This is a genomic window from Celeribacter sp., from assembly GCF_048266405.1.
Classification (GTDB): domain Bacteria; phylum Pseudomonadota; class Alphaproteobacteria; order Rhodobacterales; family Rhodobacteraceae; genus Celeribacter.
The window spans coordinates 1-23,930 of record NZ_JBLWZO010000010.1; the positions used below are offsets into that span (position 1 = coordinate 1).

The window sequence follows — 23,930 nt, forward strand, 5'->3', positions numbered from 1 at the left end:
AGTCTCAGATCATGAATTGAAAATGATCTGTGACCGCCTCAACGCAACACCCAGAAAATGCCTCGGATGGAAGACACCTGCCGAGGTGTTCCGTGAAAAGATGATGGAAGAGATGGGGCGATCCCCCTACCTTCAAAAAGAATAGGAGTCGCAGTTCGATTATCGCTCACACTGGTGCGCGCGATCTGAAAGTTTGGCTTGAATGTCAGGCTGAGACGGCCCGCTCGAATAAGGATTTGGCCAAACAATTTGTCAAGGAATGCCGTCGTACCCAAACGATCCTGCCGGGTGTGTCTGTCATCGAACGGCTGTGTGCTGATGCGCTTGTTGCTTCCGAACGTCGAATTGAAAGCCGTATCGTAGATCGGCTCAGCAATGAGGTGAGGGAACTACTGGACGGCTTGCTGACAGAAATGGTCGATGGCACTGTCAGCCGGTTTGTTTGGCTTCGACAATACGAGGTGGGCAGTAATTCGGCAGGGGCATCCCGACTTCTGGACAGGTTGGAATGCTTGCAGGCATTGGGATTATCACCCGATATTCTGTACGACATCCCCCCACACCGGGTCACTCGATTGCGCCATCAAGGGGAACGCTATTTTGCTGATGGTCTGCGAGACATCAGCAGCGACCGGCGGCCTGCTATTCTGGCTGTTTGCGTTGTCGAATGGCACGCGGCCATCGCCGATGCGGTGGTTGAAACCCATGACCGGATTGTCGGGAAAACCTGGCGTGATGCCAAGAAAATCTGTGACGCGCGGGTCGCGGATGCGAAATCAGCCCTTCATGACACGCTACGCTCATTCAAATCTCTGGGCGCGGCTCTACTGGAAGCCAAGGGGGATGGCGCATCACTTGATGTCGCGACGGAAACAGCCTGTGGGTGGCATCAACTCGAAGGGCTTGTCGCGACTGCCGCCAAGCTGACTGACACGATGGCCGCTGATCCTCTATGCCATGTTATTCAGGGGTTTCACCGGTTTCGGCGATACGCACCGCGAATGTTGCGCGCGCTTGAGATACACGCGGCCCCGGTGGCTGAACCATTATTGAAGGCAGCAACCATCATTGAGAGCGGCCAGAATGCCCACCTTAAACCTGTTGGGTTCCTACGTCGTGGGTCGAAATGGCACCGTCATCTCAATGCCGGTGAAGAGGACAAGCATCGGCTGTGGGAGGTGGCTGTCCTGTTCCACCTGCGTGATGCCTTCCGATCTGGCGACATCTGGCTGGCCAATTCCCGCCGCTATGCCGATCTGAAGCAAGCCCTGGTTCCAATTGAAGCGGCGAAGGCAACGCCCAGATTGACCGTTCCGTTCGAGCCGGACGCATGGATTGCGGACCGTAAAGCACGGCTCGAAGACGGGCTTGCGCGCTTGGCCAAAGCCGCCAGAAACGGCGCAATCCCAGGCGGCTCCATCGAAAACGGTGTGCTCAAGATTGATCGACTGAGTTCAGCGGTTCCAAAGGAAGCAGATGAATTGGTGCTCGATCTCTATCATCGTCTTCCCTCCGCCCGCATTACCGATCTTTTGCAGGAAGTCGATGATGATATCGGCTTCACCGACGCCTTCACGCATTTGCGCATCGGCTCACCCTGCAAGGATCGCATCGGACTGTTGAACGTATTGCTGGCCGAAGGGTTGAACCTCGGTCTGAGCAAAATGGCCGAGGCGATCGACACACACAGCTTTTTCCAACTCTCACGCCTATCCAGTTGGCACATCGAAAGTGACGCCATCAATCGGGCGCTTGCCACGGTGATTTCCGCACAATCGAATTTGCCGATGTCTGCGCACTGGGGCGGCGGTGTCACGGCTTCAAGCGATGGCCAGTTCTTTCCAGCAGCACGACAAGGTGAAGCGATGAATCTGATCAATGCAAAATATGGCTCTGAGCCGGGGCTGAAAGCCTATACCCATGTGTCTGACCAGTTTGGCCCTTTCGCCACCCAGAATATTCCAGCCACGGTAAACGAGGCACCATACATCCTGGACGGGCTGCTGATGAATGACACGGGCCACAAGATCAAAGAGCAGTATGCTGACACCGGCGGCTTCACCGATCTCGTGTTTGCGGTGACATCTTTGCTATCTTATCGCTTCATTCCGCGTATCCGCGATTTACCATCCAAACGCCTCCATCTCTTCGACCCGGTTGCCGCTCCGAAGGAACTGCGCGGTTTGATCGGCGGTAAGATCAGGGAAGGCCTGATCGTCCAGAACTGGCCGGATGTTCTGCGGGCCGTGGCCACCATGGCGGCAGGCATCATGCCGCCCAGCCAACTCCTGAAGAAATTTGCAGCGTATCCGCGCCAACATGAACTTGCGCTTGCCCTGCGTGAAATCGGGCGGATCGAGCGAACGCTGTTCATCATCGAATGGTTGCTCGACGCCGACATGCAGCGCCGCGCCCAAGTTGGGCTCAACAAAGGCGAAGCACACCACGCCCTCAAAAATGCTCTGCGCATCGGGCGTCAGGGTGAAATCCGCGACCGCACCACCGAAGGGCAGCACTATCGCATGGCCGGGCTGAACCTCCTGGCTGCAATTATCATCTACTGGAATACAAAGCATCTGGGCCAGGCTGTCACCGACCGAAAACGGGCCGATCTCGACTGCTCAACAGAGCTTTTGGCGCACATCTCGCCCCTCGGATGGGCGCATATCCTCCTCACGGGCGAATACAGGTGGAAAAATCGACGATGACACGCCTTAACGTACTATTCTGCACTCAGCCGGAATCTACCCCTTGAACGGCACCCCCAGAAAGTGCCTGGGATGGCGAACGCCAACCGAAGCCTTCAGGGAAGAACTGATAAAACTGAGATAGCGGAAATCGTCGCAACGACCCTTGAGAGTCCACAAGGCATCTGGGAAAAGGTAATTGAAAATCAAAATGCTTTTGGGTTAATAACTTCCAAAAGCCTTTTCAAATTTGGGAATTTTGTTGTGCGTGGCATTTCTTTTGGCGGTTTCTCTAAAGTCCGTAGACTTAAATTTAAGCAGAGTTTCACTTTTCTGAACTGTTTGTTAGTTGCGCTGCAGCCAATGATGGTTGAGCTTGCACACGCTCAAGAGATCGTCATTGATCCAAATGGAAATGTTGGCTTTGCGCCTTCGCTCCAGCGGTCGTCGCGCCCACAAATCGTAGATATTGCGACCCCAAATTCTGGTGGTGTGTCTCTAAACCAATACGAGCGCTTTGACGTCACTTCAAAAGGCGTGGTCCTGAATAACTCACAGGGCACCGTGGCCACCCAAATAGCGGGAACGATTTCTGGTAACGCAAATCTTGTGAACGGCACGGCCGCGACCATCGTAAATGAGGTCACTTCGACAGATAGCTCTGCTCTGAATGGCTCCATCGAAGTAGGTGGTGACCGAGCCGGGGTGATTATTGCGAACCCCAATGGCATCACGTGCGGCGGATGCAATTTCATAAACGCTAGCGATGGCACATTGACCACTGGCGTGCCAATTGTTGATGGTAGCAATGTGCGTTTGGATGTAACGCAAGGCGCCGTCATGATTGGCCGAAACGGTCTTCTGGGGGGCGATAATGGCGTCTCCAATATCAATCTGATCGGACGGACCGTCGTTATCGATGGCAAAGTGACGGCCATTGATGGTATCAATGTGCAGGGCGGCGCCCAAAGCTATGACGTGACCGACCAGCGCAAGCTTTCTGTGCTAGAAGGCGCAGATGTTGACTCTGACTTTGTGGTCGACGGTTCGGAATATGGCGCTATGGAAGCTGGCCGCATTCAGATCATTGGCAATGAACGTGGCATTGGTGTGCGGACACTCGGTGCGCTTCAGTCCACAACAGAAGGTGTTCGGGTTGTTAATGAAGGTGATACAACTGTGCGTTCAGTTTTCGCACAGGGTGAAGCGGAGTTGCGGTCTAACTACGGTGACTTGACTGTAGAACGCGATGTCAGCTCAGCCGGGGCCAACACACTGCTCTACGCACGACATCACGTGAATACTACTGATCTGACAGGCCTTTACGGTCTCACCGGGGTGCAAGTCTCGTCGAAAAAGCAAGCGCTTAGTTTCTCCGGGGGCGTTCAATCCGGTGCGGATGTCTCTGTCGGAAGTGCAAAATTTTTGACTTTTTCTGCGTATGGATCAGCCAGTGGGCAGTTTACCCTTCAGGGCATGACGGGTGTCTCGATCGAAGACGCGACAATTCTTGCCAGTAAAGTGGTTATTGATGAGGGTGGAACATCTTTTACGCTGAGTGACTCAGCGATCCTCAGCTCCGAAGATTTCTCCGTCACGACAGGTGATTTCTATCTTGGTGAAAACGTTGTTGTTGATGGCCTGACGGTGGGGGATGTTTCAAATCTCATCGTCACCGCGAGCGGTGATTTCCACAACAGTGCCGATATGCGCCGCCACGATACGGCCACGATCACGTTTGATGGAAATCTCTACAATGAAATCGGGGGGGTTATCCAGGAAGACAACTTGAGTATCGCGTTCGAAGGAGAATTGCACAACTCCGGTGTATTCTATGGTGTGACGTCGCTGGATATTGATGTTGCGACACTTTTCAACAATGAAACTGGCGTGATCCTCGGAGACCAGGTCGATGTCAGTACGACAGGGCTTTTGAGCAACGCTGGTACCATCTCTTCGGATGGCGATATCCATCTTGTCTCGGATCTTTCGATAGCCAACGATGGCTATATTCAGGGTGTTCGTGCGTACCTGACGTCGCTGGAGATTTCGAATGGAGGTGGTGCCGAACTGCGCGTGCAAAACTATGGTAAGATCACTGCGAGCACGAGGTTCTTCAACCAGGGCGTAGTAGGCTCAACTACTTCTCTGGATGTTGTCACAGGTCAGTTTGACAACACTGGTCTGATGTCCGTTGAAACCGACCTTTCCGTCACTGCAAATACAATTGTGAACAACGATGTTCTGACGGCTGGGAATCTTATTGATCTGGACGCCTACGGTGATCTGACCAACATTGGCACAATTGCGAGCTACTACAACGCCTCGCTGTCTTCGAACAGCCTTGTCAGAAACATAGGCACGATTTTGGTTGACAATGCGCTGAATGTCACCGGGCAGTCGTTCGAAAACAGCGATGTTGGCGCATTGGTGCGGGCCAAGGCTGGCAATATCAATACCGCGCGGGTGAGTAATTCGGGCAGCGTTTTCTTGATCAACGAATATCGACGCCGCAACAACATTGATTACTTCGAAAATTCGGGGGTGTTTGCCTCTCTTGGTAAAATCGAGATCAAAGGTCGCGATTCCGCTTCGGAGATTATACTCACTGAGGGAAGTGCTCTGATTTCTGGATTGCAGCCTGAAGACGCTACGCAGGAATTGCTTCTGGGAGCAGGTGTGACGCTTGCTGCCGACAATTTGACGCTGGATGGGCGTATCGGATCTGGTGGGACACTGTCGATCAATGGCTCGCAAGATCTACTCGTAAGTGGTGTGCTCGAAGCGCGCCAAGCGGTGAGTCTTGTTGCAGATACGGTCACAATTACTAGCGGTGCAACGGTCCAAGCGGATGGAAATGGCAACGTCTTGGCTTCGCAAGCGTTCACGAACAATGGGGTCCTGAGTCTTGGGGGAACGCTCGGGACCGGAATGGGGACTGGCGATTTTGTGAACCACGGTTTGATCTCTGCATCTGGCACCAAGAAATTCAGGGTTTTGGGCAATTTCTTCAATACTGGCGTGTTCCAGACCTCTAGCGGAGCCTCGATTATTGCCGCGAAGATCTCGAACGACGGCTTTATCCAAACTGGAAACGGGTTGAGCCTAAACGCTCTCACTTCGGCACTTGAAGAGTACACCACATCCAAAGGTAAGCTCAAAACGCGTTGGGTGAGCACCGGAACAGGCGATGTCAATGGTATCGGAACCTATTCAGTTGCCGGATCTGCGAGCTTCGCCGGCCAAAACGTCACATTGGGATCCAATAGCTATTTGGCTGCTGAGCAATTGCGGATTTCCGCAGACAATTTCGATATGTATGGGCGCGCGGCACTGTCTGGGACGAACCTCAACGATTTGACGATCACGCAGGAGTATCGTCAATATGGTACACTCTTTTCTGAAGGTGCATTGCAAGTCTACTCCGACACATATCGTAGTTACGGTGGTAGCCTAATGGGCAGTAGCGATGCGGTCACATTGTATGTCACAGGTGCTGCAAACTTGGGTGGAAGCTTGACGGCCAAGCGGGTGACGCTCAATGCCTCTTCTATTTCATTGGGTAGTACTTCATCCGTTTTTGCCTCTGAAACGCTGCGATTGAATGCGTTGGTTGGAACAGTCAGCAACTCAGGAGAACTGGTGGCTGGAGGAGATCTGTACGTTGATTCTAATAAGTTTGATATTTCCGGCAACGTCTTTGCCAAAAATGTACATTTTGACGCCGTCACGCGTGGCTTCACGGGCGGCAATCTTTATGGCGCAGAAACTGCAGAGATTACTGTCTCAGACGGCAGCTATTCCAACTATGGGTTGGTAGAGGCAAGAGACAATCTGTCGGTCACGGCGACAAACATCTCAAACTATGCAGGCGCGAAGCTCGCTTCTACTGAAATTGACGCCCTGTCGTCCTATGGAATATCAAATTTTGGCGAATTGTTTGGTGCATCAAAAATTGCACTGACTGCAGAAACAGGCGTCACAAACCAAACTGACGCGACGATAAAAACCGTTTCGCTTGGCCTGACCGCGCACAATTTTACAAACTACGGTGCTCTGGATCTCTATGGTTTCTTTGGTGACGTCTCGAACAATACCAAGAACTACGGAACGATTTCGGCAGAAACCTATTTTGGTTTGGATACCAAGAGCTTCTATAATCAGTCAGGCGCAAACCTGACATCGGGTGACCACCTCTATATCAAAGCTTCCAATTTGATCTCAAACAGCGAAACCGCACGCTTGCAGAGCGCAGTCATTGATTTGCGCGCTGGATCGGTTTCCAATGGTGGTGAAGTTAAAGCGAGCGACGTCGTCAATGTCGCTGATTTAACCGGGTCATTTAACAACGCTGCGACCGGCACCATCTATGCAAAAACGATCGCTTTGCTCACGGGCACGAGTGTACAGAATGATGGTATCATTGGGCAGACCTACTCTAGTGGCCTGCCAAAGTCCGAGGTCCTCAACATCTCGGCCGGAACCACCATTCGCAACTATGGTGGAATGTATGCGACAGATATTCGCCTCCTGGCGCAAGACAGCATTTTGAGCTCAGGTACAATTGAGGCAAATGGCGGGTATCTGGGACTGAAGTCAAATGCGAGCTATGTCACGAACACTGGCATCTTGCGGGGGGCCAATGCGGTTGTTGAATCTGATGGAGCATTCGACAACCAATCGCTCTTCAAAGCGACCGAGACGATTTATGTCGCCGCTGGCGGAGATATTCGAAACCGCAACGTTGATACGTCTTTCGCGGATATGGGAGCTAAAGAGATTGTCCTGTACGCCGCAGGAGGGATTTCGAACGGTGGCGGTAAGCTCTTCGGCTATCAGTCTCTGGGCCTGCAGGCGGATGGTGGCGATATCAACAATACGGGTGTGATTACCGGCCCCGATATCACACTTATCGCAGAAAATGGTGGTGTGTGGTCGCCGTCGGATATTACTGCAGGCGGCAATCTCTTGGTCCAAGCTAATAGTATAGGGCTGCGCGGTGTTGTCCGTGTCACGGATCAAGTTTCTTTAAATTCCACACTCTATGACATTGAAGTTAACGAACGGATCGAAACTAAGCGTCTCTTGGTGGATGCAGCCCGTCATATCAAATCTTATGGAGCAGCTTTCCGCGGTTCGGAACTGACCCAGCTAATCGCCAGTGACATCCACCGATTCGACGGCAATGTTCTAAGCAGCAACCGAACGAGAAAACTGGATATTATTTCCGGTGCTCAGAAAGATATCTATGTGCAATTGCGTGAGGGTGACATGGGGGCTTTGGGGGCCTCTGTGTACGATCCTTCTGGGCACTCGTTCGATACTGCAAACTGGGATGTCTCAGGATCTGTGTCATTGATCGCTGACGCAGGAGACATAGTGCTGCGCGGCACAATTCGGGCAGATGGTGATGTTTACATCAAGTCTGGCCAGAATACAGTTCTGGGATCTGGAACGCTCTATGCTGGAGATATCCTTCACATTGAGGGGCGGCAGCATCTCAAGAATTACGGTGAAAATGCGACCCTCTCTGAAACGCTCGAATCCCAAATCGGCTCGACGTTATGGACAATACGGAGCGGTCTGAACAATGATCAGCGCATGTCTGTTTCCGCAGGAAATAAGGTTCAACTCATCCAAAATGACGGTTGGTTCAATACTGCGGATTGGTTCTCGGGAGATATGACTCATAGCCTCAGTGTCCAAGCCAAGTCGATTGTGGTGAACAGCAGTCATCGGCTGCTTGGTGAAAATAGCATCTATCTTTTGGCTTCGAACGACATCAAGCAGAAAGACCAAGTGATCGTTGCGAATGAAATTACCTACAGCGCCGGGCGCGATCTCTTTGTTCGTTTCAATCCGTTCTACTGGAGAAACAATAATTCTGACGCGGTAGACACGGGCGTTTGGTGGGATACCGATTCTGCCGGCTTGCGGGGACATACTCTCCTGTCCGGTCAAGGTGGCACAACTCTCTATGCAGGCCGAGATATTACTTTCCAGTCCGGAAAGGTACACACTGGCGGGAGCATGACAATTGCCGCGGGAAGAGCTTTCTTGAGTGAGCCGATCTACCTGGAAACTGGACGAACCGACCGGCCCAGTTATGTTGGTTGGGCTTTCAGTTCAAAATATCAGGGCGTTGAAAGTGGTCATGACGCCAGCAAAGTTGAAATTAGAGAGTTGCGTGCCTATCAAAACGTGATATCGGCGCGAGACGATATCACGATCCTCGCTGGTGGTTCCGCAAACTTTATCGGCACCAAGATTGAAGCTTACGACGGAAGTATCTCAATTGAAGCTCTTCAGGGCGGCGTCAACATGGTCGCAGCGCCAGGCTTCTGGTCGTACAACTACAAAAATACAACCACCAAGAAGAAGTTCTTCGGTTTCTACAAAAAGTCGACAACCTATGAGTATGATGCGGCCGAAGACATCTACAAGCGCGCGTCTCTTAGTGCAGCCAATGGTAACATAACAATTCGTGCGACAGGGGAAAATGGAGACTATGCCTCTATTCTCTCGGCGGGAACTGAATTCACGGCGCAAAACATCAATCTCTCGACGCCGAATGGCAATATCTCTGCGGGAACGTATGCCGAACGCTCGATCACTCGGCAGGAGACTCATAGTAACACGAGTATTTTCTGGGTTGTCCCCTTTGGCTCGAGCGAAAGCGTTGAAGCCAACGATATCCTGATCAATTACGGCAATGATTTCTTGGCAGATGATCTTCTGGAAATTGCTGCCCCGTCTGGCACTCTGAGTATCACCGGCGGGACAATTCATGCGCAGACCGTCAATCTGACTGCCGCCCAACTTGAGATCAATGCAGCGATCAATTCCGCGCGCCAGTCTTTCTACTCAAACCACGACAACATGATCACGATTACTACGATTCAGTCGGGGTTCGAACGTGAGACAGCGGCGCTTCCGGAAATCTATGCTCCGGAAGTCAATTTCAATGTTTCTGGCGAAATAACCATTCAGGGTTACGAAGGCGCCACTCTCAACAACCAGTTGATCAACCTCATCGGCACGAAAACTTTTGATGACGCGACACTTGGCCTGGCCTCTCCGACAGATCAGGCAAATGCTGAGGCTGAAGCGCAGGAAATCAATCAGGACTATTACCGCAGCTATGATCTACCTGGTGCATCCGATGGACAGCAATTCGCCTATCTCGACACGTTGATCCAGGATTATGGCGCGACCTATCACACGATCGAACTGCGTGATCATGAATGGTATGACAAACAGGTCCAGCTCAACCCGGCCTTTAAGGCACTGCTTCAGGCGGTGGCCAGCTATATCACGGGTGGCATCAACTTCGGGATCGAGAACGCCTTCATCAGTGCCGGCGTTGAAGCCGCAACCACCAATCTCATTGTTGGTGTGGTTGAAGGCTCGATCACTGGTGAACTGGATATGGATGATATCCTGAGCGGCGCAATGCTCGCGGGGATTTCGGCGACGATCTCCAGCTATCTGAGTGATCAGATCAATCTGGGTGCCGGACTGAGCGATCAAAGCCCATTTGCGAATGACGTGCGGGGGACGTTTGCACCCTCCGTCATTGTAGACCGCTTTGGTGACAAGGTGATCAACCAAGTCGTGAGCAACTTGGTCTACGGGCAGGATCCGTTCGAAGGCTTAGACGATGTGGGCCGCACCTTCCTGGTATCCGAGACTCTCGCGCTGGCACAGTTCGGCATCGGGGAGCTTGGCAACGGGCAAAGCACTCAGTGGGAAGGCTCCGTTGGCCATCTCATCCTGCATGGCGGCGTCAACTGTCTCGCCCTCGAAGCGATGAATGGCGATTGTGTCGCGGGGTTCTTTGCCGGGGCCAGTTCGTCCCTGCTCGCAGGGTCGAACCTTTCCGACGAGCAAATCCTCGAACTCGCGCCCCTCGTCGGGGCCTTCGCGGGGTATTTCACGTCAGGCGGAAATGCCATCAACGTCAGCTTCGGGGGAACAGTCAGCCAGTCGGCAATCGTCAACAACTACCTGACGCATGAAGATTTGGAAAATTTGCAAGCCGATCTTGAGGCTTGCCGTGCCAGCTCAGATGGTTGTGAAGACGAAGAGCGTTATGCGATTATTGAAAAATTTCGGGAAATTTCACGGCAGCGCGATCTCGAATACTACATGTGCTACACCGAATCTTGTCGGATTGAGCACATTGCTCAAATGGCCTCAGTTGATGATTTGCGGTTGGCTGTCGGTGGAGATTCGATAGTTAGCGTTGAGCTCTACTTGCATGGACAGCATGGATTGGAAGTGCCAAACTGGCTGACGAGCACTGTATCTCTAAATATTCAAAACGAGGCCCGCATCCACGCAGAATGTCCAAGCGGGGATCCTCAGTGTGTGATGCAGGTTATAAGCGACATTCGGGAGGACAAAGCTCTCTACGACCTGATAGCATCGATACCTGGCCCAGATTTAGTCATCGCGGTATATGAATGCGTTACAGGTGGGGATGCATTAGCGTGCGTGACTCTTGCCATTGAGGCAAGAACACGCCTCGATATTCCTCGCGGGCAGTTGTCTGACTATGTTGGTGACGTATTTTCTGGAACTGGAATTGATCCGGACCAGTACTATGACTACGTCAGGCGCAAACTTGATGATGATAAGCTACCGATTACTCCAGAGGACTACCGGGACTTTATTCAATTTCGGAACGGTATTAATCAACAGCATCAAACGGCGGTTAATGGTCTGGATCGGTCGTTGGATGGACAAGGTCTGATAACGCAAACAGAGGTAACACTTGTTGGAGGCAATGGCAGGCGTGCGCGAACTGACATTGTCGTAGGCGGCCAACCAGGGCAAACAGTTGACATTCCGAGTGGATATACACTTGAGGACCTTAATGGGAATCCCGTTTTAGATGGCGCAGGAAACCCAGTATCTCAAGTAACGCTAGATACAAACGGCCTAGCAAACTTTGAAGTCAAAACCGGCAATGCGTGCCTCACTTCCAACCAAAGTTGTGTATACAATATGCAAATTAGTGGGGGCGAGGTCGTAGCAGTCGGTGAAAATGCTGGCAATATCGTACCGAGCGGTACAGCTCCTTCTGCTGTGTATGTGGTAAGGGAAAATTGATGCATGGGCCAATCTGCTGTTAAGACCTCCATTCTCACCTTAACGTCGGAAGCATCGCAACGGGTGGAACTAGAGAGGTGGCGTTACTTGAAGTCGGGTACGCAGTTTGTCTTACAGCCATGCGAAGGCGTTAAAGTGACTCTGAGACCTGGATGGACTTTCAAGGGCTGGTTTGGGATTTCTCAGCCTAGCATCACTTTTGAAAGTAAAATGCTGTCCAAAGCTTATTCTTTGGTTTTAGGGAGAAGTCCAGAATGCGCGCCTATTCGATATAGATATCAGCAACTTTGGCAACGGACTGAACGCTCAGGGTATCGCCCATCGTTTTGGGAAGATTTATCCGGCACGCATGATCGAGACGAACGTGCACTAGGCGAAGTTCCTGACTACATCGTAGAGTTGATTGACGATTTTGAACAACATATTGCTCCAATGCATAGCTTTGAGAACGAGGATGCATTTTTGCATTCTCTTCCCCCAACATACAGGTATCATGGATACCCGTTACAAGATGAACTTATGTACCTCCTAGCGCGGTGTATGCTTAATGATTGCAATGCAATAGAAAGATTTACCTCTGACGATTCAATCCCGCTAGGACTAAAAGAACGTATTGCGGACGATATTTCGCTTATTCAAGCAGCGGCGCCAAAACTCATCATCACATGATCTTCTTTGTCGAACTTGGAAAGTATCCCAGCCTCACCACGTTTTCACATCCATCCTGAGCTGGATGACGGGATCACCGATATCAAAGCGGTTGTCCTGGATAAGCGGCACGCCCACGGTCCCGGAGAGCGTAAACCGCTTGTGATAATACGAAAAGCCCAACCCAAACCCAGCGGCTTTTTCGGTCACGTCACGCGCATGATCGCGGGTAATACCCAGATCCAGGAAGAGATGCGTCTGCGTCTTTTTCGCGACCTTACCTGCGGTTTCTTCCGGCAAGAAGTTCCAGATATTGGGCGTGAGATAGAGATCGTTGCGCAAATAGACCCCCATATCTCCTGTGGCGACCGATGCTTCATAACCCCGCACAGTGGAAAATGATCCCAGCGACAATTGCTCGGTGCCGTAAAGCGTGTGAGGGCTCCACTGGGCGCGCAGATCGGTGACCAGCGTGCCGGTTTGTCCAAGTGCACCCTGGCGCTGCCAGCCCGCGTTGATCTTGAAGAACTGCGCCCGGGGAATATCGGAGCCAATACCCTGCGCATCCTCGTCGGCCCCAAAGAGCGTGGTACCGAAGGTCAGGGTCGCGTCATAGGAGTTTCGCGCAGTCTCGCCAAGGCGGAGATGTTTGACGCCCAGACTGAAGGTGCTGAGATTCTGCGGTGTCAGACGCACATCATTGATGAAGCGATCTCCTTTGCGGGTGCGCAGACCAAAGCTCAGCTCTGTCGTGCGCGTCTGATCTCTAAACGCGACATAGCGGGCCTTAAGACCGGCAGTGCGCGATGTGCCATAAAGTTCTGAGAGGGCGTTCAACGGCGTCAGATATTCAGAGTAAGACAAATCGCCCTCAAAGGTCCAATAGCCATAAGGCACGGAACCGTTGATGCTGAGCGCATTGGTGTTCTCGGAACCGGAATAGCCAAAGGTCCAGGCATCATTGGCCCCGAAGAGATCATCGACTTCGAGGTCAAAGGAGAGTTTGTTGCGCCCGGTGCTTTCTGAGCCTTGGTTATCAAGCCGTGCATAACCCCGCACACGATCTTCCTGCACCCGTTGAACGATTACATATGATCCACCTGCCTCTTCCCCGGGTTGCAATTTCAAAACCGCCTCGACCGAGGCCAAACGGTTCATTTGATCAAGACCTTGTTCAAAATCTCTCAGTTGGAAGAGTTCAGCTTCAGCATTCGGGAAGGCCGTCTTGAGCTGTCGCGCGCCTCGCTTGCTCTCGATCTGTTGCTCGGCATCGATGAGCAAGATATCCTCGACCGTGCCTTCCAGCATGGAAAGGGTAAGGGACCCATCCTGTAGGTTCTGTGGCGGGATGTAAGTCTTGGAAGTGATATAGCCTTGTTCGGCATAGGCCGCGTCCAGCTCACGCATCACCGCCTGGATATCCGCCCCTTGCATACAGCGAGGGACGTATTTGCTGGTGATCGCGGCCAGCTCTTCGGGGGAAAGAAGCGTCACGCCCTCGACGGTCAGCCGGTTGATCTGGAAACAAGGCCCGCCCCGGGCCTGAGCCGGGCCCGGATCGGGCGCGCCGCCACGGCGTTCCAAAGTACCAAGCTCGTTGGTGCGCTCTTCAAGCTGCCTACGGCTCTCTTCTTCAAGGATCGGGTCCGGTACTTGCTGCGCTATGAGAGGGGTGCTGACCCCAAACGTAAGGGCGAGTGCCATACCCGCCTTGGCGATGCAGCCTCGCCCATATGCGCCCAGAACCCTCATGGATCACTGCCGGATCAGCGGCAGGTCCGCAAAGAACCCGATGGTATGGTTTGGCGCATCTGATTGGGCCCCTGGCGTGCGAACGATCTCCTGACCGTTCTCTAAATCGACGCTGCCCCCAGCCGTGAGGGTGCCGCCTGTGATCTTGACGGGTCGTTCACTGGTGACCGTGATATTGCCGGTATCAGCCACGATAGAGCCGAACTGATCTCGCAGGAACACCCAAGCCGCTTTTGAAGCCCAGAAGTTATAAAGACCTTTGGGGCGGGTGACTAATGTGGGTACAAGGGCGGCTTCGAACTCAACATCGCCTGAGATGATGTCTATGTCGCCGATGGCAAAGAAGGAACCTGCCTTGTTGTGGAACCGCTCTGTGGCCTCAATCCTGATATTCTCAGAGGCATTTAGGCGACCACCAAAATAGGCGACAGAGCCATCGCCGTCATAGGAGCAGGTCAGAACGCAGGTTTTGCGCACATAGACCTTACCAGAGCCAAGCCCGATGGTCTCAACGCGCAGGGCTTTGATTTCCAGATCGCCATCATTGGCATTGATATCGCCGCCCTGGTTGATAAGAGAGCCGCTGGCCTCGATGCTCACGCCCCCCGTGGCTGTGATGGCCGCAAGTTGATCGGTGTTCTCCAGTGTGCCGTAATCATAGGAGACGTAGGACTCACGCTTGCGCTTGATCCAAAGCGTCCACCACTGACGTTTGCCCTTGCGGGTATATTGCACCACCTCTGGGTCTACGGCCCCGTTGGGGGCGTCTACCATATTGAGCACATCCCCTTCGGCGATGAGCTTCACATCGCCATTGGCCAGGATGCGGCCACGGTTGTTCTCGATGTTCACGCCGGTGCGGATGGAGACATCACCTCCGGCTCCAAAGATCACGGCCAGGTCGTCTGCGGTGGTGTTGATCACACTACCTTTGACATTGAGCGTGACGGCTCCTGCGCTTTCCGTATCGGCACTGTCCTTGAGACCCTCGGTCATCACGCCGCCCTGGATCAGGCTCCCGGTATTGGTGAGGTGTCCTGCGGAATCTGTGCCTAAGGTCGTCAGGATGAAGCTGCCATTCTCAGCCTTGAGTTCTGTGCGCCGGGTGCCTTTGGAAAGAGCCGCCTCGTCGGCAGTGACCAGCAAATGGCCAAAGGCATTGGCCACTGTGCCTGTGGCACTGAACGCTCCCTTGGTATCAAGCTGGATGGAACCCTCAGTTGTTCCAAGCGTGCTTTCTGAAAAGCTCAGACGCTGATCGGCACTGACCAGGAGATTGCGATGCGCGGCAAAGCTGCTGCCCGCATCGACAAATGCGCCCTTGGCCTGGAGCACGATATCTCCCGTGGTGGAGGTCAGGCTGGTTGTGCCTCCTTCAGTGGTCCCAAAGCTCAAATTGCCTTCCGAGCTCAGAAACAGGTTCTGACCGCTAAACGCAAAATCAAGCCCGGTGAGGCCATCCCCAGCGGCCTCTGTCGCAGCTAAGCTGATGGGACCTGTCGAGGCCGTGAGTGTGCTGTTATCAAGCGTGATCGAACTCGCCGAGGCCGAAATCCCTGCAGGAGCTTCAATCTTGGCCCCACTGAGATCAATCCGCCCATTGGCGCTGAGAGTAAAGCCGCGGGCCGTGGCATAGCCCTCACCGGCAAAACGCACCCCTGCGCCCAGATCACTGACCTCAATGCCCACGCGATTGGCCCGCAACACGCTGGGCCGGGTGATCTCCACCAACACGGCTCCATCAGAGGTGGCTCCCGCGCCGGTGATATTGCCCCAGCTGAGGCCGGTATTGCCAGGCAGAACGGAACTTTCAAACTCTATGCTGGAATTGCCAGCGGCCAGGCGAATGCTGGCTCCTGTATTTGTGCTTTCATTTGTGATCGGGCCATCAACACGGATGGAATGAGCTATGAGATCGATTGCGTCCATCTGACCGGACAGGCCACCGCCTTTGACGGTGATGGTGCCGCCATTCACAGTCGAGAGCACATTATCCTGGAAGATTCCCGGCGCGATCTGGCGCTGTGTCGTGGAGATTTGCCCTGTGGTCAGCGCTACGCGGCCCGTGTTCACAAAGCGCCCCCCATCAATGACGATGCCATTGGGATTGGCCACGATCACATGGGCGCGTTGCCCCAGCACCTCGACAGGGCCTTCAATGCCTGTGCGAGAGGCCCCGGTTACTTCGTTGACAATCGTGCGCGCCGCTTCGGTGCGATTGTCCAGTTGCACACCAGGTTCTGACACGTTGAAGTCGGTATAGCGGTTGAGGCTTACCCCGTCTGATCCGGTCGGAGCGACCCCGACCGTCACAGAGCCATTGGCGTTCACGACGACACTCGTTGATGTCGTTCTGTCAGCAACCACTTGAGCATTCAGGTGTGCAGGAACGCCGGAAACGAGAAAACTGAGAACAAATGTGTTGGTCGCAATGAATGTCCTGAAGCGGGTTGCTTCGGCGCGGTTAGAGCGCATCTTCTCAGTTCTCTGCGGCCTTGGCTTCGGCGGCGCTTATCCAATCACGTGCGGCTTTTTGTGCCTGAGTGATCTCCTCCGGCGACAATTCTGCCTCTATCCGATCACGAAGAGCAGGGGCTTCAGGATGTGCTCGGGCTGCCGCGATATTTGCGTAGGTGTAGGCTTTGATTTTATCTTCAGCTGTGCCAAGTCCGCCCTCAAGAGCTAAGGCGACCTCGAAAAGTCCCATAGGATTACCTTGCTCCGCTGTTTTGGAAAAAAGCTCAAAGGCTTTGGTGACGTCCACATCAATGCCGTTGCCAGTCTTGTAGGTGAGTCCTAGGAAGTTTGTCGCTGCGATATGTCCCTGTGCAGAGGCTTTCTGCCAATACTCTCGCGCTCTTGCGGGGTCTTTAGCGACGCCCTTGCCGTCTCCATAGGCGGCCCCGCAATTGAACTGCGCGTTAGCCTCGCCTTGTTCTGCCGCTTTGCAGATCAGTTCCGCCCCTTGGGCATAGTCACGAAGCACGACTTGACCGTCGAGATACATCAGGCCGAGGCGGTTCTGCCCCAAAGCACTGTCTTGGGCGGCTGCCACTTTGTAGAGTTCTGCTGCCTGAGCAAGATCCGGTTCAGTACCAAGCCCCAATTCGAACATACGGCCAAGGTAGAAGGCACCGTCCGGGTTTCCGGAGTCGAAGCTAGCTTGAAATTCCTTTGCAGCGGTTTCAACATCTCCCTGCTCGAGGGCCTTAACACCATTCGGAATATCCGCTGATGCTAAGCCAGCCCAAAGAACAGATACCCCAACCACCACATACAAACGCGACACAAATTGCATTTAAGAATTCCTCCAAACCACAATGAAAGTACTTTTCCAATCGTTTACCCAAGTTCATTCGCTCTCGCAAGCCGTGTGTCAGTGACTTGCCTCCGAGGTTCCCTCATTCATATTTAGAGTCTGTGGGTTTGGTTTTCATAGCCGTGGTCGCCAAGACCAGACCGCTCAGCGAAAACGGCTCGATCGACATTGCTGGCGACCTAGCGGATTGCATCGAAGAGAAAGGTATGGAGCACGTCAGGGCTCGCCATATCACCCACAGATACAGGGCCAGATCGAGCGCCGGCATCAAACCATGCAAGATGATTGAGCCTGCCAACGCCAACCTGTCCATCAGCAAGCAATGCAAGTTGCTGTCGATCTCGCGATCATCGTTATACTACGAGCCCAAGGGCGAAAGTGAGATGAACCTCGATCTGATGCGCGTGATCGACAAGCAGTTCCTTGAGACACCGTTTTACGGGGTGCGCCAGTTGACATGGCACCTGCGGAATGAAGACCGTCTCGTGAACGAGAAAAGGATCAGACGTCTAATTCGGCTGATGGGCCTCATGCCGATCTACCAAAAGCCCAATACAAGCAAAGCCGCGAAGGGGCACAAGATCTACCCCTACCTGCTGCGCGGTCTGCGTGTGGATCGGCCCAATCAGGTCTGGTGCTCGGATATCACCTACCTGCCCATGCGGCGCGGCTTCTTGTATCTGGTCTCGATCATGGACTGGCACACACGTAAGGTGCTGGCATGGCGGATATCAAACACGCTGGAAGCAGGGTTTTGCGTCGATGCACTGAACGAAGCCATCCATAAGTTCGGCCCGCCAGAGATTATGAACACCGACAGTCATATGATGGTAACCAGTTCACGTCATTCGCCTGGACGGACCGGTTGCGCCGATCCGGCGTGCGTATCTCAATGGATGGCAAGGGGCGGTTCCTCGACAACATCTTCGTGAAACGGCTCTGGCGACCTCTGAAATACGAGTGTGTCTACCTGCATGCCTGGGAGACCGGGTCGGACGCGAAAGCAGGTGTCGGCAAGTGGGTCGAGTTCTACAACCGCAAGCGCCCACATTCCGCACTTGGCGGCCAACCACCCGCTGTGATCTATTGGCAACGAAATGAAACAACCCAACCCGATCAGCAGGTGCATAGAGTAGCTTAAACTACGCCAGATATTGTCCAAGATCTGGGGAGTAGCTCAAACTCAAAAGTACCCATGAGCAAGATTGCTGCTGAGCTTGGTATGAGCCTCCCCCTTTGAAGTGGTCCGCCCCTATAGTTAGGAAAGCTGAGGACCAGAGATGGCCATTAAGAGACCCAAGCCCGAAGAGATCGTCGTGAAGTTACGGCAGGTTGAAGTTCTGATGGGGCAAGGCATGCCTCGGATTGACGCAATCAGACAGATCAGTGTGACTGAACAAACGTATTATCGCTGGAGTGCAGGTGGATAAGAAAAGGCCCCTGTGGGGCGTTTTCCCGCCAAACAAATACGGTGGAATGGGCACGGAGCAACTCAAGGAACTGAAGCGGCTACAGAAAGAGAATGAACGCCTCCGACGTGCAGTTTCTGACCTGACGCTGGATAAGTTGATCTTGAGGGAGGCCAGAACGGGCGGATCCCCTGAGCCCCTCGCGCCGACGTACCTGCATCAATCATGTGCGTAGGAGTTCAAGGTTTCTGAACGTCGTGTGTGCCGCGTTCTGGGTCAACTCCGATCCACGCAGCGGCAGTTGCCACACGGTCGTGCTGACGAAGAACGCTTGGTCGCGGACATGATTGCGCTGACCCGCAAGTACGGTCGATATGGCTACCGTCGGATCGCGGCCTTGTTGAGAGATGCTGGCTGGCAGGTGAAGGACAAGCGTGGCCGGCATGACGGCCTGCAGAGACAGATCGTCCTGGTTCGCAGCCTTGCCGAGGTTGGCGTTGAAGCCGTGGTTGCGGATGGTCAGCGTGTAGTAGTCCGCGCCGGTCTCCTTGTTCTGCTTCTTCCAGACGCCGCCACACTCGACCAGCTTGCCGCGCGGGGAGCGGCCGAGGACGCGGTGCGTAGAGGCCATTGGGTTCGTGCTCGCGACGGGTTCGACAGTGATGTCGAGGTCGAAGGTCAGGGTCGAGATTGAGCCGACGCCCTTGGCGGTTTCGACGTCGGCGCTGGTGAATTTGATGCAGTTCGTGGTCATTGCTCTTCTCCTTGTTTGCGTTGCAATGATGGTCACCTTGCAGCTGGCCAAGGCCCGGCCACACCGAAGGCGAAGCGCAGCGGCCGCGAAGGAAACTGGGTGAACAGCCGATGGAACTGCCGGGGGCCTTGGCTCCCTTCGAAACTCACCGGAGATAAGGCATAGTCCAGACGTCAAAGTCGCATCCGCCACGAAGCCTGCTGAGCTAATGGGATGAACTGCCTTCCGACCAAACCGCAGTTATTTTGGCGGGCAGCCGCCCGCGCAGCTCCGTATCCGGGGCACGCTGCGTTTGGTAGCGAACCATCTTGCGATCCGCGACAACAATCCGACAGGCCCGCCGCTCCGACAGGCCATGCTCGGCCCGAAGATATGCGACGGCTTCACGCTTCACGGCGGGCCCTACCATTTTTTTGCGACCAAATCCCTCATCGCCGACAAGTCCAGCATCTGCTCGGCCAGCAGCTTCTTCAGCTTCGCATTCTCATCCTCAAACGCCTTCAGTCGCTTCGCCTCCAACAATGTCATGCCGCCGAACTTGGCCTTCCAGTTGTAGGAGGCGCCTTCCGACATGCCCTGCTTGCGGCACAGGTCCGCGCACTTCGCTCCTGCCTCGTGCTCGGCGAGGATGCCGATGATCTGCTCGTCCGCTTCATTGTCCATCCTCAGGTTGGGGCGGACTCTAATCGACGGTGGAGAAAAAATCCCGTGGCAGGTCAGTCTGGACGAAGCAGGAGCAGCCGTGTTTCGCAAGCGCCTGCAGCGGCATCGACTGCTAGACTTATACAACAAAGCCACTTCAGCATTACGATCCGAAGAGGCCGCCAGCGGCAAGAGTGATGCCCGAAAGAGTTTCCTTCGAGCATCTACCGTTGCGTGTCGGCGCGCACTTTCTGTCCCTCAGACTGCCTAAACCGCGCTCCTGCAAATACATTTCGAGCCACACTCTGCCCTATTCAGTGGACTGCGCTGCCTGCATGATGGTTTGAACGACAGCGTCAGGGTTCGTCATGGGCACCAGATGTCCGCCTGCGACCTGAACTACGGTTGCGCCTGCCCGTTCCGACATCTGGCGCTGAAGATCAGGGGCAATCGTCCGATCCTCCGTTGCGATAACGGACCAGGTTGGCTTTTCCTTCCATGCGGCAGCGGTCGCCGGATAGGAAAAGGCCGCGCTGTTCCCCGCGATCTGCGACTGAGCCGTAAACCGTGCATCGTCCGGATCTGCGCCGTTGGCCACGTTCTCGATCCATGCGCGTGTATCTATCAGAAAGTGGCCATCTTCGAAAAATTGTAGGGCTTCTGATGTCAGGTGGGACACAGACGCTGCCGTCAGTTCAGCTTGGGTTTCTCCCACTTTCGGCAAGAATCCAGCGACATATACCAAAGCCTCGACATCCGGGTCCATTCCGGCCTCCCCCAGAACGAACCCGCCATAGGAATGACCTACCAGGACGACAGGACCGTCCTGCATCTTTAAAGCCCGTTCCACCGCTGTGAGATCGGCCTCGAAAGACGTCAGCGGCATTTGCACGACAGTGACTTCATAGTCGTTTGCCACCAGCCCGTCATGAACGCCGCGCCATAGTCCGCCCGTCATATTCATACCATGGACCAGCACGATATTCTTGGCCTCGGCCAGAGCGGGAGTGGCTGCAAGAAGCGTAACACCGAATGACGCTGCGGCTAAGATAGTGGCGCTCGATCGATAGAGCATCGTTTGTCTCCTTTTAAAACCTCGACGCCCTCAATCTAGACCGCGCGGAACTGCCCAACTATTGTGACTATTATTCTATAGCCTATCGAGAAAGTTTAGTAATGGACCAACGCGAATTGTCGGGCCTCCTTCTGTTCCAGACCGTGGCCGAAGAGGGCAGCTTCACCGGAGCCGCCCGCAGGCTGGGCCGGTCCCAATCAGGGCTGAGCCAAGCCATCAGTAATCTCGAGACCCAGATGGGGGTGACCTTGCTCTCCCGTAGTACCCGAAGTGTCCGACCCACGGCGGCCGGTTTGGCGCTGCTCGAAACAATCGTTCCGGCATTACGCGAGATCGAGAGCCGTCTCGTGGAAGTAAAACAGACGGAAGGTGCGATTGCGGGGACGCTGCGCCTATCGGTTACGGAGTTCCCAGCTCGAACCATTCTGGTCCCGTCGCTGCCGGGATTTCTTGCCGCGCATCCCAGACTGTCGATTGACCTCGACGTAAGCGACCGGTTTGTCGATATCGTCGCTGACGGGTTCGATGCCGGCATCAGGCTTGGCACACATCTTGAACAGGACATGATCTCCGTTCCGCTTAGCTCAGACGTCCAAGCCGTTGTCGTCGGCTCCCCAAATTATTTTTCCCGGCACGGCGTCCCGGAGAGGCTTGAGGATCTCTCATCTCATATCTGTTTGAACTACCGTCAACCCAGTCACGGTGACATCTACAAGTGGCGGTTTGTCCACGATGGTCGGCAGGTTGAACTCCCACTCAGCGGCAACATCGTTACGAATGACCGGCATGTCATGACCCGTGCTGCGATTGCCGGATTGGGGCTGGCCTACGTGTTCCGACCCTACGTTTCCGAAGAATTAGCCGATGGCCAACTGATAAACTGTCTAAGCAATTTCTGCCCAATTTGGCCCGGATATAGTCTCTATTATCCAGCGCGATCTCAGAAATCTACAGCGCTTGCAGCTCTCATCCAGCATCTTAAGAAGTCCGTGGACAGGGCAGTCGACCTTGAATCAATCAAATGATCGTGGCGTCCGGCGACCTGCCAATCCTAAGAAATTTGTCATGAGCTCTCAACTCGCAAGAAGACATGACTTAGCGACTCATAACTGTACTTTGTTTGCACACGTATCGCCCACAATCAGTAGCTGCCTCTTTCTAGCCCGGGAACGCTACGCTGCTTTGCTCCATCAACCCGCGGGCGATGCGAAGCTGTGTCGCTGGATATTCGTGGCAGACCGCACTCGGGCGGGCGGCAAAGCGATCATACCACCGCGTCAACTGCGGACAGCAGGCTGGTATTGGAACATCGTAAAAACTGGCTGTATAGTGAAGCAATGCCATCGCCACGCAATCCGCTATGGTCACTGTGTCACCGGCAAGGAAATCTGTCTGTTTGATCATGCGCTCGGCAAGCTGAAGCTTCTGGATATAGCCGTCAGATCCGATCTTGATCACCTCGCGATAGGCAGATTTGTCATGCCCACCAAGGTCACTGCCGTATCGGGCCCATAGGGCAAAGGCATCTAGCGCCTCGTCGAATACGGAGACGATTTCACGGGTCCGGGCGCGCGCGGCCGCTGTAGAACCACGCATGTCGGGGACGGGATATCTGTCCTCCAGAAACTCCAAGATCGCCAGCGATTGAGTGATTTTTGTGCCAACCTCGTCCAACAGAATTGGCAACGATCCGGTTTGGGAAATCGCTGCGATTTCGGCAGGTGGCCAATCGGTGTTGCCGGTCGGTGCGTTGAATATCACCCGCTGCACATCAGAAAGCCCCTTTTCCGCAAGGTAGATATTCACGCGCTGCGGATTGGGACCAAAGAAAAAATTGTAGAGCCTCCCCGTCTTAGTCCTTATTCGCCCAGGCGACCCAACCCCGGAAGGAAAAACCGGCATAAAACAAGGCAGGGTCGCGGAATCCGGCCTCAATCAATAGAGCCTCTTCCTCGGTTACGGTCAGCAGAGTCAACTGTTTGGCCATGTTCGCTGCGGAGGCGACCACAGTGTGGGTATCCGATGCTGTGTCAATTGAAAATGCCACCGAGCGAGCCAGCCAATCCTCGGCTGCCCCCGCATCTGACTTGCAATGATGCGCAATGATCAGCGGTGCGCCGGGTTTCAGCCGAGATTTCAGTTCGCGCAGGACATGCAGGCGTTCCGGCACAGACAGAAAGTGCAAGGTCAAGAGGCATGTTGCTCCCTCGAAGGGCCAAGACGGCGCGTCTGTGACAACACCTTTCATCAACTCCACCTGAGAGCGCCGCGGCCCCAGGACATCGGCGGCCAGATCGAGCATGGGTTGCGACGGGTCCACCCCGACAAAGGACCAATTCGGGCGCGCTTCGGCAAAGGCTAGCAACTCCAGCCCGCCGCCTGCGCCCAGCACAAGGACACAGGCATTATCAGGTACTTTTTCGGACAGCAGGACCAGCGCCATGCGGTGTAGGTCGGCGTAGCCCGGAACCCGCTGCGGTGTAGCTGTGATATAGCGCTCCACGGCTGCAGGATCAGAGAAGTGATCCAT

General features: G+C 54.1%; 11 protein-coding genes and 5 pseudogenes. 8 read left to right on the forward strand and 8 right to left on the reverse strand.

All coding sequences use genetic code 11. The features are described 5' to 3' along the window. Window positions 1-173 precede the first annotated feature (173 nt). From ACN0TS_RS14945 to ACN0TS_RS14960, 4 genes and pseudogenes are all read left to right on the forward strand, one after another. A pseudogene (locus ACN0TS_RS14945) lies at window positions 174-2,708 on the forward strand (Tn3 family transposase); the annotation flags it as partial. Between the two features lie 43 nt (window positions 2,709-2,751). Then, window positions 2,752-2,832: pseudogene (locus ACN0TS_RS14950) on the forward strand (integrase); the annotation flags it as partial. 221 nt (window positions 2,833-3,053) lie between these two features. Beyond that, the gene (locus ACN0TS_RS14955) at window positions 3,054-11,801 is read left to right on the forward strand and encodes a filamentous hemagglutinin N-terminal domain-containing protein (RefSeq protein ID WP_417260244.1); all 8,748 of its coding nucleotides are present in this window, start codon (window positions 3,054-3,056) and stop codon (window positions 11,799-11,801) included. Window positions 11,802-11,804: 3 nt separating this feature from the next. Next, complete coding sequence (locus ACN0TS_RS14960) at window positions 11,805-12,470, forward strand: hypothetical protein (protein ID WP_417260171.1); 666 nt, start codon at window positions 11,805-11,807, stop codon at window positions 12,468-12,470. A 33-nt stretch (window positions 12,471-12,503) separates the two neighbouring features. On the opposite strand, the gene ACN0TS_RS14965 is transcribed toward ACN0TS_RS14960, so the two are convergent. The 3 genes from ACN0TS_RS14965 to ACN0TS_RS14975 are packed head-to-tail and all read right to left on the reverse strand — an operon-like array spanning window position 12,504 to window position 17,499. Further along, on the reverse strand, window positions 12,504-14,153 hold the full coding sequence (locus tag ACN0TS_RS14965; protein ID WP_417260172.1) for a ShlB/FhaC/HecB family hemolysin secretion/activation protein: 1,650 nt from the start codon (window positions 14,151-14,153) through the stop codon (window positions 12,504-12,506). Window positions 14,154-14,204: 51 nt separating this feature from the next. Next, window positions 14,205-16,676, reverse strand: coding sequence for a filamentous hemagglutinin N-terminal domain-containing protein (locus ACN0TS_RS14970; RefSeq protein WP_417260173.1), 2,472 nt, complete (start codon window positions 16,674-16,676; stop codon window positions 14,205-14,207). 4 nt (window positions 16,677-16,680) lie between these two features. Continuing rightward, on the reverse strand, window positions 16,681-17,499 hold the full coding sequence (locus tag ACN0TS_RS14975; protein ID WP_417260174.1) for a tetratricopeptide repeat protein: 819 nt from the start codon (window positions 17,497-17,499) through the stop codon (window positions 16,681-16,683). Between the two features lie 128 nt (window positions 17,500-17,627). On the opposite strand from ACN0TS_RS14975, the gene ACN0TS_RS14980 reads away from it, so the two are divergent. From ACN0TS_RS14980 to ACN0TS_RS14990, 3 genes and pseudogenes are all read left to right on the forward strand, one after another. Beyond that, complete coding sequence (locus ACN0TS_RS14980; protein ID WP_417260175.1) at window positions 17,628-18,452, forward strand: DDE-type integrase/transposase/recombinase; 825 nt, start codon at window positions 17,628-17,630, stop codon at window positions 18,450-18,452. Beyond that, window positions 18,413-18,661 (forward strand): integrase core domain-containing protein, encoded by a 249-nt coding sequence (locus ACN0TS_RS14985; RefSeq protein WP_417260245.1) that lies wholly within the window; start codon window positions 18,413-18,415, stop codon window positions 18,659-18,661. The genes ACN0TS_RS14980 and ACN0TS_RS14985 overlap by 40 nt, the downstream gene beginning before the upstream one ends. A gap of 139 nt (window positions 18,662-18,800) precedes the next feature. Continuing rightward, window positions 18,801-19,386 (forward strand): annotated as a pseudogene (locus ACN0TS_RS14990) (IS3 family transposase); the annotation flags it as partial. On the opposite strand, the pseudogene ACN0TS_RS14995 reads toward ACN0TS_RS14990, so the two are convergent. The 3 genes and pseudogenes from ACN0TS_RS14995 to ACN0TS_RS15005 form a co-directional block, all read right to left on the reverse strand. Further along, a pseudogene (locus tag ACN0TS_RS14995) lies at window positions 19,369-19,683 on the reverse strand (DUF736 family protein); the annotation flags it as partial. The pseudogenes ACN0TS_RS14990 and ACN0TS_RS14995 overlap by 18 nt on opposite strands. Before the next feature lie 253 nt (window positions 19,684-19,936). Next, window positions 19,937-20,346, reverse strand: a pseudogene (locus ACN0TS_RS15000) (transposase); the annotation flags it as partial. Window positions 20,347-20,635: 289 nt separating this feature from the next. Then, window positions 20,636-21,400, reverse strand: a complete 765-nt coding sequence (locus ACN0TS_RS15005; protein WP_417260176.1) for an alpha/beta hydrolase — start codon at window positions 21,398-21,400, stop codon at window positions 20,636-20,638. 101 nt (window positions 21,401-21,501) lie between these two features. Here ACN0TS_RS15005 and ACN0TS_RS15010 point away from each other — a divergent pair, with 101 nt between their 5' ends. Continuing rightward, complete coding sequence (locus tag ACN0TS_RS15010) at window positions 21,502-22,425, forward strand: LysR family transcriptional regulator (RefSeq protein ID WP_417260177.1); 924 nt, start codon at window positions 21,502-21,504, stop codon at window positions 22,423-22,425. A 133-nt stretch (window positions 22,426-22,558) separates the two neighbouring features. Here ACN0TS_RS15010 and ACN0TS_RS15015 read toward each other — a convergent pair whose 3' ends face one another. Next, window positions 22,559-23,302, reverse strand: coding sequence for a glutathione S-transferase family protein (locus tag ACN0TS_RS15015; RefSeq protein WP_417260246.1), 744 nt, complete (start codon window positions 23,300-23,302; stop codon window positions 22,559-22,561). After that, window positions 23,253-23,930 (reverse strand): class I SAM-dependent methyltransferase, encoded by a 678-nt coding sequence (locus tag ACN0TS_RS15020; protein WP_417260178.1) that lies wholly within the window; start codon window positions 23,928-23,930, stop codon window positions 23,253-23,255. The genes ACN0TS_RS15015 and ACN0TS_RS15020 overlap by 50 nt, the downstream gene beginning before the upstream one ends.